The organism is Bacillus sp. JNUCC-22 (assembly GCF_018861275.1).
Lineage (GTDB): Bacteria > Bacillota > Bacilli > Bacillales > Bacillaceae > Bacillus > Bacillus velezensis.
The window spans coordinates 1,411,440-1,428,503 of record NZ_CP076408.1; the positions used below are offsets into that span (position 1 = coordinate 1,411,440).

General features: G+C 43.7%; 2 protein-coding genes. Both read left to right on the forward strand.

The window, feature by feature from the left end:
• Positions 1–20: 20 nt before the first annotated feature.
• On the forward strand, positions 21–12,275 hold the full coding sequence (locus tag JNUCC22_RS07350; protein ID WP_216062238.1) for an SDR family NAD(P)-dependent oxidoreductase: 12,255 nt from the start codon (positions 21–23) through the stop codon (positions 12,273–12,275).
• Positions 12,275–17,047: a type I polyketide synthase gene (locus JNUCC22_RS07355; RefSeq protein ID WP_197200165.1), complete on the forward strand. Its 4,773-nt coding sequence runs from the start codon at positions 12,275–12,277 to the stop codon at positions 17,045–17,047. Before JNUCC22_RS07350 ends, JNUCC22_RS07355 begins: the two co-directional genes overlap by 1 nt.
• Positions 17,048–17,064 lie beyond the last annotated feature (17 nt).

Here is a 17,064-nt window from a genome sequence, read left to right on the forward strand (position 1 = left end):
GAAGGAGCGGGTGGAGGCCAATGGTTCATTTGAATAAACAGAGTGCGGATATCGCGATAATCGGGGTTGCTTGCAGATTCCCCGATGCAGATCATTATCATGAATTCTGGGAAAACATAAATAGCGGCAAAGATTCCATCCGGGAAGTGCCGATTGAACGGTGGGATCCCGAACTTTATTATTCAGCTGATATCAGTATACCGAACAAAACAATCAGCAAGTGGGGAGGTTTTATTCATAAAGCTGACCATTTCGACCATAAGTTTTTTAATATCTCTCCCCGGGAAGCGAAAAACATGGATCCTGAGCAAAGAATCCTTTTAGAAGAAACTTGGCGGTGCATCGAAGATTCCGGGGTTTCTTTGCAGGATCTCCAGCGTAAAACCACTTCTGTTTTTGCGGGTATTATGAATTCTGACTACCGGCAGACAGGTCATGCTGAATCGGAAATCGACAGTTATGCCTGTTTAGGAAGTTTCGAAGCTATGCTTTCCAACCGGCTTTCATACACATTCGGTTTGACCGGAAAAAGCATGTCTGTAAATGCCGCTTGTGCATCGTCGCTTGTTGCTTTACATGAAGCGGTTAAGTCATTGCGGACAAAAGAAAGCGATTATGCAATCGCATCGGGAGTAAACTTGAATTTCCAACCCGGAAAATATATTTCTTTTTCTAAAGCCAGAATGCTGAGTCCTGACGGCAAATGTAAAACCTTTGACGCAGCAGCGAACGGGTACGTTCCCGGAGAAGGGGCAGGCGTTGTATTGCTGCAGCGCCTTGGTGATGCAGTAAAAGCCGGTCACCATATATACGGGATCATAAAAGGGACAGCTGTTAATCATGGCGGTAAAACCCGTTCCATAACCGCTCCCAGAGCAGAAGCGCAGTGCCGGGTCATCTCAGAAGCTTTACACAACGCTGCTGTCGATGCTGCGACGGTTTCTTATGTAGAAGCACATGGCACAGGTACATCTCTGGGCGATCCGATAGAAATAGAAGCATTGACAAAAGCGTATCGGCAATATACTGAGGATACTCAATATTGCAGGATCGGAAGTGTGAAAACAAATATCGGTCATACAGAAGCAGCAGCGGGAATGGCCGGATTGATAAAAGTTCTAATGATGATGAAACACCGGAGGGTGCCGAAAAGCCTGAATGTACATACGGTAAACCCAATTATACAGTTTGAAAAAACACCGTTTAGGCCGGCGCTTGATTCAAGTGATTGGAAGGCGGCAGACGGGGCTCCGCTCAGGGCGGGAATCAGCTCCTTCGGTTTTGGAGGTGTCAACTCTCACGTCATCATCGAAGAATTTATACATACAAAAGACGAATCTGACAGAAAAGGAAGGGTACCCTTCCTTTTTTCCGCTAAAAGTGAAGAAAGCATGAAACAAATGATACATCATTGGAGAACCTTTGCTGACGATTCTGAGGAATTTTGCAAAATATCAAATGAAGTGATCAGCAGCACCCTTTTAACAAGGACATCGTTTGATTACAGGGCTGGTTTATTGGCAGGCAGCAAGGAGGAATTTAAAAATCAGCTTAAAGAGGGATTGAGTTTTCGGAGGAAACAAGATTCTGAATGGGCGCTTGCCATCGGTGACTTCAAATGGGAAAGTTATAAACAATTTGCCGTTTTGAAACGGGTGTTCCCTGATTTAGAAAAGAACGTAAGGCCGGTGCTGAAGGGTATACCAACATTGCACAGTTCATTTAAAAGAAAATGGACACCTGAGAAAATCCGCTTGTATTCTTTAGTTATCAATACGGAAATCATAAAAAGTATCCTGGCATCCGGTTTTAAGCCAAGCCTCATTACAGGCGCCGGAGACGGATATTACGTCGCTCTTGCAGCAGCGGATATCATCAAAATTGAAAAGGCCATTTCTGTCATCACAGGCGCTGAAAAACCTTCGCACATATCCTGTGAGCCGCCGTCCATTCCATTTGTCAATCCGTACACTTCAAAAACGTACCCGCCGGTTCGATTAAATGAAGAATATGTAAGGATGCTGCTGAACGGTCTGAGCTTCCCGGCTGATTTTGCAGACCGCCTGTACGGGAAAACACGGCTGCTTCTTGAGCACCAATATACGTTTAAAGGTTTTTTAGAAGAGTGGGATAAAGCGGGAAAGACTCAGGAAATCGAGATTTTATCTTATATTGTGAATCGCACGGCGGATAAAAGAAATGCATTGCCGGCTGATGAGGAAGCAGCGATCATGGCTATCCTTGCCTCTATGAGAAGACTGTATAAGAGATGGGATTTAACAGATTATGATGGATTCTTTAATAATGATTATGTTCTGGAAATATTAAATTTACTGGATGAAGGAATCTTGTCTAAAGAACTTTTTCTGAGCATGTTATTGAAAAAGCAAGACGGAATTAAACAGGCTGTTGCTTGTATTAATGAGCAGCCGGCAGGTTTTTATGATAAAACTCGTTTTCCGTTGATGACAGAATACAATCAAATGGATGCCGTGTCTCAGGAGATAGCTGACCATATGCCGCTTCACACGGAAGAAAAGGGAACGGAGCCGGATGTGAATATTTCTGATTTTTCAGTTTTTAAATTCGGATCGCTCCCTCCATCAGCAAAACTAAACAAAGCGGCTGCTTTTGAAGCGGACAAACCAGCCGATGAGGCTCTATATCATTCATTTATGCAAATGTGGCTTTCAGGAGAAGAGATTGAATGGGCGAAACTAGGTGATTATCATAAAAGAAAAGCACCGCTTCCGCCTTATCCGTTTGAGCGCTCTCAATTTTCTTTAAACCCTCAGCCGGTAAAATCAGACGCGGCTTTTTCAGAAAAGAAGAATCAGGCACTTTATACGCCGGTATGGAAAGAAACCGCACTTGAGAATGAAGCGGGCAGCCGACAAGTCTGTACTATTTTGTTGTTCTCAAGTAACAAAGACTATTTTGAAGAGCTGAAAAAAAGAGAGAATACGTCCGCATATCTTATTATGCCCGGTGACCGTTTAGAGCAGATAAGCGACAGTGTTTTCACGATCAACAGGCAGCGTCCCGATGATTATCAAAGTGTCATTCGTCTGTTAAAAGAAAAAGGCGCAGCGCCTGATGCAATTTTGCATACGTGGTCTGAAAAACGGCCTGAACTGGAAGAAACACTCGAATCAGGAATTTATTCCGTGTTTTATCTGACTAAGGCTTTAATCAGCGAGAACCTTATAAACAAAGTAACGTTCATTTATACATTCAGCGCAGATCAAAAAGAAAAATTGCCGTATTTTGAAGGTGTGAACGGTTTTTTAAAATCGGTAAAACAAGAATATCCGCAGCTGCATTGTAAGACGGTTTGCTTTGAACATGATTCGGCATCTGTTTCATTTTCAGAAAGGGCTGACATTCTTCATAAAGAAATAAACACAGCGCCTGATCGGCATATTCATATCACTTACAGAGGCTGCGTAAGATATGCACGGATGTTAGTGAAGCAGAGAGAAACAAACAGAAAGACCATTCAATACCCTGAAAAAGATAAAGTGTATTTAATTACAGGGGGATTCGGGGGGATTGGCAGTAAAGTCGCTGAATATTGCGCGAAAACTGAAAGATCCACCATTATTCTATCGGGGCGATCTGCTTTAAACGGAGATAAGCAGAAACATTTAGAATACCTGAACAGCTTTAAAGCAAAGGTTTATTATATACAGGCGAATATATCCGATAAAGAAGCGGTAAAAAAAATGATTGACGGTATTACCGATCAGCATGCAGGTCTTCATGGCGTCATTCATTGTGCAGGAGTTATCAGAGACTCGCTGTTTTTTCGAAAAACAAAGCATGAACTTTCAGAGGTGATTGCTCCGAAAGTTCATGGTGCATTGAATCTTGATCATGCAACGAAGTCGCTGGAATTGGATTTTTTCGCCGTTTTTTCTTCAGTCGTCTCTATTGCAGGGAACGAAGGCCAATGTGATTATGCATATGCAAACGGCTTTTTAGATCATTTTGCCGAATATCGGGAACAGAAACGGCAAAATTCTCTGCGCAGCGGCCGCACGCTGACAATCAATTGGCCTTTATGGCAAGACATCGGAATGGGGGCGAACCTGTCAGGTCAAGGGCGGACGTCTCTTTTTCATGGTTCCGGGCTCGAAGAACTTCCTGCTGAAGACGGAACGCAATGGTTTTCGCGGATTGTAACTTCGGGTCAGCTGCATAATATTGCAGTCTGCGGTGATCATGAGCGCTTTGAACAATTTATGCGGCAGAGATTTTTGACGGACGAAACAGAGACAGGCAGTGCCATTCCTTTGGCTCAAGGCGATATTTTGGATCAGACAGTTTTGTTTTTAACCAATATCATCTCCTCTGAGGTCGGTGCAGAACGGGAAGAGATCGATCAAGATGTGCATCTGGCTGAATATGGAATGGATTCGGTTATGATTCATCAATGCAACACAAAGCTGGAGCAGTCACTGGGAGCAATTTCGAAAACGCTTTTATTTGAATTTCATACAATCAGAGATTTAGCAGATCATCTTGTAAAGGAATATCCGGATCGGCTGGGGCGTTTATTTTCACGGGAGGAAAAAGGAAAACAGATTCAGAGCATTACCCCCGCCAGACCGGAACAAAACATCACTGCACCTGCGGCGGAGGAAAAAGAACATCTTGACGGGATAGCGGTAATCGGTATCAGCGGCCGTTATCCCGGGGCTGAAAATATCGAAGAATTGTGGGAGCTTCTATCAAAAGAGAGAACCGCAATCACAGAAATTCCGAAAGAACGATGGAATTATGAGACCTACTATGATCCAGACCCCGCTAAAGCGCATGAGGGGAAAATTTATTGCAAATGGGGCGGATTTTTAAAGAATGCTGAATCATTTGATTCTTTGTTTTTCCAAATATCGCCGAGAGAAGCAGAAGCGATGGATCCACAAGAACGAATATTTCTCGAAACCGTGTGGAAAGCATTTGAAGATTCGGGATATACCATTGAAGGGTTGAGAAAGCAGACCGAAAAACATGTCGGTGTATTTGCGGGAGTGACGACCAATTCTTACAAGCTGCTCGGCGAAAGAATACCGACTGACAAAAACGATGTACTTCCAAATTCGTTCCCATGGTCTCTCGCGAACAGAGTGTCTTACACATTTGACTTTACAGGTCCCAGTGTCCCTGTAGATACGGCTTGTTCTTCATCCTTAACGGCAATTCACATGGCTTGCCAAAGTTTAACAAAGGGTGAGTGCTCGGTTGCGGTTGCGGGAGGAGTAAATTTGTATCTTCATCCTTCTGACTATTTATACCGATGTCAGATGGGAATGCTTTCAAAATCGGGAAAATGCAGAAGTTTTGGAGAAGGCGGCGACGGTTTCGTGCCCGGGGAAGGTGTAGGGGCCGTTATTCTTAAACCGCTTAAAGATGCCATACGTGATAATGATACTGTGTACGCCGTCATTAAAGGAACGGCAATTAATCATGGCGGAAAGACAAATGGCTATACGGTGCCTAATCCTGCCGCACAGGCGGATTTAATTCAAGGAGCTCTTAAAGCGGCCGGTTGGAGCGCCAGAAGTGTCAGCTTTATTGAAGCCCACGGCACGGGAACGCCGCTGGGTGACCCGATTGAAGTTCGAGGCCTGACCAAGGCGTTTAGAGCTTATACCGAAGATGTTTCATATTGCTCTCTCGGATCGATTAAATCTAACATCGGCCACCTGGAAGCGGCCGCGGGTATTGCCGGCCTGACAAAGATTATCTTACAAATGAAGTATAAAAAAATAGCCGCAACACTGCATGCTGAACGGGTGCATCCGGATCTTTATCTGGAAGAGACACCTTTTTGCCTCCAGCAGGAAACCGCCGACTGGATAAAACCCGCGAATGAAAAACATTCTGACAGCAAATATCCGCGGCGTGCGGGATTAAGTTCTTTCGGAGCGGGCGGGGCAAATGCTCATATCCTTGTGGAAGAGTATGAGTCTGCTGCTGACTGTCATACGAGGCGTGAGGAAAGTGAGGAACTTATCGTACTCTCAGCCAAGCATTCACTGAGTTTACGGGAATCAGCAAAACAGCTGGAGGAATATCTTCAAAAGGCCCGTCATAAGCAGGGCGAGTTTTTACAGCAAGCGGGAACAAACAAGCCGCTTCACCTTTCTGATATTGCGTATACCCTTCTTGAAGGGCGTGAAGCCATGCCGGAAAGGCTTGCTGTCATTTCAAATAATATCGATGATCTGATGTTGAAATTAAATCACTTTTATAATGGAATTGATGATCACGAAATATTTAGAGGGAAAAAACCGAATCATAAACGCGGACAGCAGCAATCGGATCTTCCGCTCAAATCCGGCAGCACCACATTAACCGAAATGGCTGAATTTTGGGTATCAGGAGGCAATTTAAGCTGGGAAGATTTCCGCACCGGCAGAAAACCGAGAAAAATTGCCCTGCCGACTTACCCTTTCTTAAAAAACAGACTGTGGGTGTCAAATAAGGCGCAAACAACATCAGCAGCCGGTACAGCTCCTTTATTTGATTTTTCAGCAGGTGAGTGCCGATTTTATAAAACGCTTTCAGATTCTGAATATTATGTAAAAGACCATGTTGTACATGGGAAAACGGTTCTGCCCGGAGCGGCAATCATCGAAGCGGCCAGAGAAGCGGGAGAGAGGCTGTACGGAAAATCAGTCATAAAACTGAGTCAGGTTGTATGGGCGGTTCCGATAACCGTTGAAAAAGAAAAGACGATAATTATAGATCTGCTGCCGAATCAAAAAGACGGCAGATTTGTGGTGAAAACCGATATGCAACCTGAAGCGGCAGTTCACTGCCAAGGAAACATTACCACATGCGGAGATCAAGATGCCTCTCATACAGAGCATTTTCAATTGGACAGCTGGTTAACCGGACAGAAAAGATTAATCAGCGGCGCTGAGTGTTACAGGGATTTCCGGCAGAGCGGTTTGGACTATGGAACCAGTTTTCAGGTAATAAAACAGCTGTTTATCCATGAAAATGCTGTTCTTGCACGAATATCACTTCCTGAGAGCATTCATAAAAAATCCGGCACGCTGCTGGAACCGTGTTTATTGGATGGCATTTTTCAATCCACAACAGGGTTTACGTCCGGTCAGCAAGACGATCACATCGCATATTTGCCTTTTGAATTAGGTGAGCTGGAGATTCTTCACGCACCTTCGGCAAACGGCTATGCTTACATTACAGCTGCCGATGAAAGACAACATGATGATGTCAAAAGGTTTCATATACTATTTATGGATGAAAACGGATCTGTAAGTCTTAAAATAAAAAACTTAGCGTTGAAGGCATTAAGGGCTGCACCGCAGACTCAGGATGAGCGGCATTCAGTTAAGTATTACACTGATATGTGGAAGCGGGCCCCTCTGCTTCATCAGCCTGAAGCCAGCGGTTTAAACAGCTGCCTTGTGATTTCACTCCGTCGGGATATATCAGAACCGCTGATCCGCCAGGCATATAAAGATATCGGCCTGAACATGATCTTTGTCCGCCATGGCGGCAGTTTTCAAGAAAAAGAAGCTGATTCCTTTGAATTGAACAGCGTCAAACTTGACGGCTATAAGAAATTGCTGGCGATTCTTAAAGAAAGACAAGTGACAATTGACCGCGTCATTTTAATCGGGATGAGCCCTGAAACGGGAATTGAGCAGAACATTCGTGAAAAGCTGGAAGAGGCTGTTTTGCCGGTTTTCAATGTAACGAAAGCTCTGTTAGCAACAATCCCAAGACATAAAATCCTGATATCACATGTATTTTTCACAAGGGAAAATCAAATCTTACCTTATCAAATGGCAATCAGCGGCTTTTTTAGGTCGCTTCATTTAGAACATCCTATGTTGTCCGGTAAAAATATTGAAATACACAGCGACGAAATTCAGTTACAGCTGAACACCGGTCTGCCTGAATTAAAAAACCTTGTGAAAGAAACAATCATCAGCGATGATACTTCAGAAATCAGATACAGAGATGGAATCAGGCAGGTGAAACACTCTGCAGAAATTGAAAGTGCCGAGCCCCCCGAAAAGATGGAAGTAAAAGAAGGGGGAGTTTACCTCATTACAGGAGGAACAGGCGGTCTGGGACTGATTTTCGCCAGACATCTTGTGCGAAAAGGGAGAATAAAACTTGTCCTTATCGGCAGGTCAGAGCTTTCTGAGGAAGCCGTAAGCAATGTAAAAGAGCTCGAAAAAAACGGATCAGAGGTTTTTTATGTAAGAACCGATATTTCTGATAAGGAAAATGTCAATAACCTGATAAAACTCGTCAAAAACAAATTAGGTCCTGTTAAAGGAATTATTCACAGCGCCGGTGTGATAAAAGATTCATTACTCATCAATAAGCGTGAAGAGGATCTCGATTCAGTCTTGGCCAGCAAGGTTTACGGAACGATATGGCTTGACCGGTATACAGACAGAGAACCTCTGGACTTTTTTGTTATGTTTTCATCTATCAGCGCAATAATCGGGAATGCCGGACAAACTGATTATGCTTATGCAAACCGGTTTATGGATTATTTTGCGGAAATGAGAGCGGCGGAAAATAAACCTGGAAAAACAGTCTCGATTAATTGGCCTTTATGGAAAGAAGGCGGTATGCAAATTGATATTCATTCAGAGAAGTTCCTTTATGACCGTTTCGGAATGCTGCCTCTGGGAAAACGGGAAGGCCTTGCAGCATTTGATCAAGCAATGACAGGGTGTGAACATCAAATAATGGTATTTAGCGGTAATGAATTAAAGCTGGAACGAATGATAACGATTGACAGCGGCAAAAGTGACCCGGCAATCGCCGACGAAAATTACGAACCGAAAGAGCTGTCAATAACTGAATCTTTAAAAAGCACTTTGACGCGCATCATCACCGGCGTATTAAAAATTGAAGAACGGGAATTTGATTTTGAACTGCCGATAAGTGAATACGGATTTGATTCAATTATGTTTACAATGCTGGGCAACGAATTAAACGAAACATTAGGAATATCAATGATGCCGTCAGATTTTTTCGGTCTTACTGATTTTAATGAACTTCTTGAGTTTTTAAAGAGTGAGTATTCCGAGGAGCTTCATCTCTGCGGTTCTTTTTCTTCAGATGAATCTGCGGCGAAAGACCGGAGAGAAAATCTGATTGAGGGCATCGCAAAGATGATGTCAAGTATTTTGAAGATTGACAGAAAGGAAATAGAAGAAGAGACTTCATTCGGCGAGTACGGATTTGATTCTATTACGTTTACCAGACTCGGAAATGAAATCAATCAACAATATGGTACGGAATTATTGCCGTCCATTTTCTTTGAATGCAATTCACTGGCTGAAATGACTGATTATGTAATCGAGCAATACGGAGAAATCCTTTTTGCTGAGACAGAATCTTTTTCTGCAGCTGACGAAAAAACATTGTACAGCACGCCTCCGCCGGAATCTTATGAACATTCCCCTGAGCCTGAAAACAAAGCTAGGCAAGAGGAAAGACATATGAATGAACCGGTTGCAATAGTGGGAATAAGCGGCCGTTTCCCCCAAACAGATACGCTGGAAGACTTTTGGGAAGGAATTGAAAAAGGGCGGGATATGATTACAGACATTCCTGAAGACCGTTGGAACTGGAAAGAGTTTGACGGCGATCCGATCAGGGACGTCAATAGAACAAAAATAAAAAAAGGCGGATTTATCAAAGGCGCGGACAGTTTTGATCCGTTGTTTTTCGGGATTTCTCCCGCCGAAGCAGAATTAATGGATCCCCAGCAAAGAATTTTTATGGAGACTGTATGGAAAACAATAGAAGATGCGGGCTATAAGCCGTCTGATTTGGCAGGGACGAAAACCGCGGTGTTTGCAGGGGTCGCCACAACGGATTATGCTGAACGTCTGAATGAAAATGGTGTCTCTGTTCAGGCGCAGACCGCAACCGGTTTAAATCATTGTATATTGGCAAATCGTATTTCTTACCAGCTGAACCTGACGGGTCCGAGCGAACCGATTGACACTGCCTGTTCAAGTTCGTTAGTTGCACTCCATCGTGCGGCTGAGGGGATTCAAAGAGGCGATTTTGAAATGGCGATTGCAGGCGGAGTGCATATTATGACAAGCCCTACTCTGTTTATAGCTTTTGATAAAGCAGGTATGCTTTCCAAAGACGGAAAGTGCAAAACGTTCGATAAAAGCGCTGACGGCTATGTAAGGAGTGAAGGGGCGGCTGCAGTATTGCTTAAGCCGCTCAGCAAAGCACAGGCAGACGGTGATCATATATATGGTTTGATTAAAGGGTCAGCCGTAAATCACGGCGGCCGCGCCAATTCTTTGACAGCTCCGAATCCGAACGCACAGGCGGACTTATTAACCGAAGCTTGGCGGAAGGCGGGGGTCAGCCCTGCCACTGCGGGATATATAGAAGCGCATGGCACAGGGACAAGTCTTGGCGATCCGATTGAAGTAAACAGCATCATAAAGGCATTTAAAACGTTATATCAAGAATGGGACATTCCTTTTGCGAAACAGAAATGCTGCGGAATCGGGTCTGTGAAAACAAACATCGGCCATCTCGAAACCGCTGCCGGAATAGCCGGAGTGATGAAAGTGTTACTGGCTTTTAAATATCGCAAACTTCCGGGACTCGCCCATTTTTCACAACTCAATCCATACATCAAACTGGAAAATACGCCATTTTATATCACAGAAACCGCTCAAAAGTGGAATCCGATAAAAGATAAAGAGAACAACGATCTGCCGAGGAGAGCGGGTGTCAGCTCATTCGGATTCGGCGGTGTGAACGCGCATATTGTTTTAGAGGAATATAGGGAACCTCAAAAAGAAGTGCCGGAAAACAACGGTAACACACATATTTTTGTTTTATCTGCGAAAACCAAAGATCAATTACTTGAGTATATCCGGCTTATGCTTCAGTACTTGGATCGCGTGATTGCCGGTGACATGACCGTTAATGCCAGTGACATGGAATTTACATTGCAAAACGGCCGGGAAGCAATGAACGAAAGAATTGCCGTATGTGCAGCGAGTCTGACTGAGCTGAGAGATAAATACGTCAGCTTTCTTGATGACAGCAAGGTGCAAAAAGGCGTATTTATAAGCGAAAACACTGAAGAGCCCACAGCTGTTTCTGAATATATGATTGAGGAGGCTCTTCAAAGCGGAAAAGAGGAGCTGCTCGCACAATGGTGGGCCAATGGAGCCGAGTTTGAATGGAAGACAATCGGCAATAAGAAATTGAATAGAGTGCCGCTGCCAACTTATCCGTTTGCAAAAGAGAGTTATTGGTTCACCCCGAAAAAGAACAAAAGCGAGGTTAATAGCAAAAGTCTTCACCCATTAATCAGCGAGAATGTCTCAACATTAAAGAAACAAGCATTTAAAACTGTTATTTCCGGAACTGAATTTTTCGTCACTGATCATCTTGTTTCAGGAGACTATGTGCTGCCAGGAGCCGCTTCGCTTGAAATGGCTCTTGTTTGTGCGGAAATAAGCGGAGAAAGTAAAGTATCTAAAATAAAAGACGTGATGTGGAACAGACCTATATTATATAAAGGAAAAACGCTGCACATTTATACCGACTTGGAAATGAAACAAGATAAGTTGAACGTAACGATATGTAAAGAGGGGCCGGATGGCGTGCAGCAAATCTGCACACAAAGTGAAACAGTATTCGGAGACATAAACAGCAATGCTGAGTATGTCGATATTGATAAGTTCAAACGCAGCAGTAAGGCGGTCATAAACCGGGAAGAGTGTTATCACCGCTTCAGTCGTATGGGCCTGACATATCATAGCGGTTTTCAAACGTTGAAAGCCGTATATCGCGGTGATATGGAGTTAATGGCAGAATTGGAGCTTCCGGATCATTTAGCGAACGGGTTTTCACATTTTACACTTCATCCTTCATTAATTGACGGCGGTTTTCAAGCGGCGGCATTTTTGTTAAGAGATAATGAGAAAGACGGCTTATTTGTTCCTTATTCACTTAGAGAGCTTCACATTAAGAGGGCGCTTACTGCCCGATGCCATGTTTCGGTGAAAGAAACCGGTTTTTATACGTATAACATTGATTTTATTAACGAGAGCGGCGAAATAGCCGTGAGCATGAAAGACTTTACTGTCAGAAAAGTGACCGGGGGAGAATTAACCGCAGGTCATAAAAATGAAGATCAGGAAATTCTCTTCTTATTGGAACAATTGAAAAACGGTGAACTTTCTGCTGACCAAGTTTATCAGCTGCTGGAGGGAAAATAGTGCAGATCAAACAAATACTTTCCTTAATTGAAGAACAGCAAATGTCTCCTGATGCAGGACTGGAGCTAATTCGCACTTACAGAAAAGAACAAATGGAAAAAAAGGCGGAGCCGGAATCACAAGCTCCGTCCCCAACCATTTTTTTTAAGAACGATTGGGTAAGAACAAATCACATTGATATGCCGAATCAGCAGGCACCGGGGAATATGCTGATTTTTGATCAGGATAACCGTCTTTTTCAGCATGCCGAGATGATGAATGGAGATCATAACCGTGTCATTCTCGTAACGCCCGATTCTGATTATAGAATTGAACGGAATAGATGCACAATCAATCCTTCTGATGAAAATCATGTCGAAATGCTGCTGTCTGATTTGGCTGAAAACGGATTTACACCTGATGTCGTGCTTTATTTATGGAACGGAGAAATCAGAGAATTCACTGAAGAATCCGTTAACGAAACTCTTCGCAGAGGAATAAACTCGCTCTTTTTATTATCAAAAGCTTTAATGCGGAGAAACGAACCTGTTACGTTATTGCATATTTATTGGACAAGCGGTCTGAATCAGCCGTTTCATGAAGCTGTCGGAGGGTTCATGAAAACGGTAAACATGGAAAGCTCCAAGCTTAAAGCGAAAACCATACAGATACGCCATGAGGATTCTGACAAAAATTCTCCGGTTTCCGAGATGTGGGATGCTGCAATCAGTGAAATACAGCGCTTTCGAACGGATGAATGTGAGATTTTAATAGACTCACATACCCGTTATGTGAAAGGGCTGCAGCATATTGATATTCCTGAACACGATAACGGATCTGTAACGTATCAAAAAGGCGGCATATATATCATTACCGGAGGAGCGGGAAAACTCGGGCTGCTGTTTGCGGAACACATCGCTAAAGAAAACCAAGCCGTGATTATACTTACAGGCCGTTCTTTTTTAACCGCTGATCAAAAAGAACGGATCAGTAAGCTTAATGAGAGCGGCTCTATTGTTGAATATCAGCGGACGGACATAACAGATCGAACAGAGGCAGAGCGATTCATTTTCGGCGTTAAACAGCGGTACGGCAGCATAAACGGGATCATTCATGCTGCCGGCATCCTTCGTGACTCATTTCTTGTAAACAAAAGTCTCAGTGATTTTACGGACGTACTGAAACCGAAAGTTTACGGGACAATCTGGCTGGATGAGCTGACAAAAGACGAAGATCTTGATTTTTTTGTTCTCTTTTCTTCTTTTTCCGCTTACGGAAATGCCGGCCAAAGTGACTATGCGTACGCAAATCATTTTATGGACAGTTTTGCAGTGCTTCGATCTCAGCTCTCCCGAAACGGAAAAACCCTTTCAATCAATTGGCCGTTATTGAAAGATGGCGGGATGAGTCTCGACAGCAATGGAATCAACCAAATAAAAGAAAAATACGGAATGACTCCGATGCGAACTTCCTCTGTTTTGGAAGCGTTTCTGAAAATGCTGCGGTCTTCATTTACCAGCTTAATGCCTGCAGAAGGAAAGCGGGATAAAATGATAAAAGCGCTTTCGATTCAAAGAAATACAGCTGCAGCAGATCAAGATACACTCACGGCGGAACACGATGAAGAAGAGGAACATGCTGCGAAAGAAAAAGTAAATGACTATTTAATCAAGATCATCAGCGGTGTCTTGAAAATCCAAGCACATAAAATAAATGCGAAAGACTCTTTTGAGAAATTCGGAATCAATTCACTTATGATCATGTCACTTATTTCAAAGCTTGAAGATACTTTCGGGGATCTTCCCAAAACAATCTTTTTTGAATATCAGAACATTGAAGAGCTTTCAAACTTCTTCCTAACATCTTTTAAAGAAAAAGTGCTTAAGGCCGCAGGGGCAGCTCCGGTAACAAGAGTGCCGAAGAAAAGAGAAAATCTGAGTAAAAAACAGCACCGGCAGCAGAAGGATACATCTGCACCGAGCATGGTTCAGCCGGGTGAGGATATTGCCATTATCGGTGTGAGCGGAAGATATCCGAATTCCGATACTCTTGAGGAGTTCTGGGAAAACATTGCCGGAGGGAAAAACTGTATTATTGAAATTCCCGAGGAACGTTGGGATTTCAGATCGAATTACAGTCCCGACAGAATGGAGAAGGGGAAAATCAACAGTAAGTGGGGCGGTTTTATCAGCGGTGTTGATCAATTCGATCCGCTGTTTTTCCACATTTCTCATAAAGAAGCTGAGCTGATGGACCCTCAGGAGCGAATTTTTCTCGAAACCTCCTGGCATACGTTTGAAGATTCAGGATATACAAAAGAGAAGCTTGACGGTATGAAAGCCGGTGTGTTTGTCGGAGCCATGTACGGACAATATCAATTATTCGGCGCAGAAGAAACTGCGCGGGGCAATCCGATTGCGCTCAGTTCCTTCTTTTCATCTATTGCGAACAGGGTTTCATACTTTTTTAATCTCTCCGGCCCGAGCATTGCACTGGATACGATGTGTTCATCATCGCTGACGGCCATTCACTTGGCATGTGAGAGCATTAAAAGAGGGGAAAGTGAAATTGCGCTTGCGGGCGGCGTTAATGTGTCCATACATCCCAGCAAATACCTTTGGCTGAGTCAAGGTAATTTTGTTTCCACCGAAGGATTGTGCAGAAGTTTCGGAGAGGGCGGAGACGGCTATGTCCCGGGAGAAGGTTCGGGAGCCGTCCTTTTGAAACCTCTGGAAAAAGCAATTGCTGATCAGGATCATATATACGGAGTGATTAAAGGAACATCTGTAAATCATGGCGGAAAAACCAATGGATTTACAGTTCCGAATCCGAATGCACAAGCTGAGCTGATTGCTGAAAATTTCAAGAAATCGGGCATCAGTCCGCGATCCGTCAGCTACTTGGAAGCACACGGAACGGGTACCTCGCTCGGAGATCCGATTGAGATCGCAGGATTGACAAAAGCGTTTGAGAAATTTACGGACGATAAACAATTTTGTGCCATAGGTTCAGTGAAGTCTAATATCGGACATTTGGAGTCTGCCGCAGGTATAGCAGCCCTTACAAAAGTTCTTTTACAATTTAAGCATCAGAAATTGGCGCCATCCATTCACTCGGAACAGCTGAACCAAAATATCCGATTTGAAAAGACGCCTTTTTACGTTCAGCAGAAAGAAGAAGAGTGGCGGAAAGAATCAGGCGCCTCCAACAGGAGAGCAGCAATCAGTTCGTTCGGAGCGGGCGGAGCAAATGCCCATGTCATTGTGGAAGAATATCAAAACCATGCGGACACACAAACAATAAGCGGTCCGTTTGCCGCAGTTCTCTCTGCCAAAAATGAAGACAGGCTGAAAGAGTACGCCCGGCGCCTTCTGCAATTCACAGAGCGGGAGACAAAGGCCTCGGCAGCTGATATCGCTTTTACATTGCAGACATGCAGGGAACCGATGGAAGACAGACTTGCTGTTGTAGCTTCCGATTTGCCGGGACTTAAGGAGAAGCTGAGAACTTTCTGTACTGAAGGAACAATTGGAGAGGGCGTATACAAAGGCAATGTTACGAAAGATTTTGATAAAGTCTTTATCTTTCATGATCAAAAGAGGAAAGATAAATTCCTCGAGGCGATGATGGAGACAAAGGACTTGAATCTTCTTGCAAAATTATGGTCTTTCGGGGCTGATATTCAATGGAGAGAGTTATATGAAGAATATACCCCGCAAAAGGTCAAGCTTCCTTTATATCCATTTGCTGAGGAGTCTTACTGGGTGCCTCGAAACCAAAGTGCAGTATTTCCGGAAATATTGCCGCAGCAGTCTTCACTGCACCCGCTTCTGGATTCGAATGAATCTACTCTGGAACAGCAGTTTTTTAAAACGACATTAAGAGAAAAAGAGATTTGGTTAAAAGACCACATCGTAAAAAACAAGAGCATTCTCCCGGCAGCTGCTTTTCTTGAAATGGCATGCGCAGCGGGAACGCGGTCATATCGAAAGAAAAAGGTCACTCGTTTAAAAAACGTGATATTTGCAAGACCGGCCATGCTTTTGCAAGAGAGCCTGACCATTTACACTCACATTTCCGTAAAAGACGGCAGCATATTATTTAACATGTCACCTGACGAGGATGCTGCTGTAAGGACTGGATTTGTGACGGGGGAATTAGATTATGATCATCATTACAGTGATGATGATATAGAGAACATCGACAGACAAGAGATGATAAACAGAAGTGCTTTTGTCCGTGAACAAGATGAATGTTACGAGTATTTTCGGGAAAACGGGTTCCTGTATGGGCGCGCTTTTCAGCCGATTCAGCGTTTATGGGGCGGAAAAACGGAAGCGGTTGCACACTTATTGCTGCCAAAAGAAGCCGCATATGCTCTTGAACATTATACATTGCATCCGTCTTTAATTGATGGGGCTCTGCAATCTTTGTTCGGAATTACGGACGGAAGAGAAGAGGCATCTGTTTATGTTCCTTTTTCAATAGGAGAGATTACGGTTCGGAAAAAGGTTTCAGCAGAATGCTGGGCTTATGCGCGTAAAACAGGCCAAAAAGGTCAATCCGAGCTTATTTACGATATTCAGCTGCTTAATGAACAAGGAGAAAGACTTGCAGGTTTGAAGGATGTAACCATTCGTAAAAAAGAAACGTTTTCCGCGGAGGCACAGACTCGTGCAACAGCGGATTCCAATGGAAAGAACGAGAGAGTAAAAGAGCTCCTCAGACAATTAAAAGCGGGCGAACTGACTGCGGAGGAAGCAGATTATGCGCTGGAGCGTATGCAGGATTAGTTTATCATTTTGCGGCA

Bases quoted from the DNA above. Each gene is read 5' to 3' on its own strand.
- JNUCC22_RS07350 (WP_216062238.1), top strand. From the start codon at position 21: ATGGTTCATTTGAATAAACAGAGTGCGGATATCGCGATAATCGGGGTT.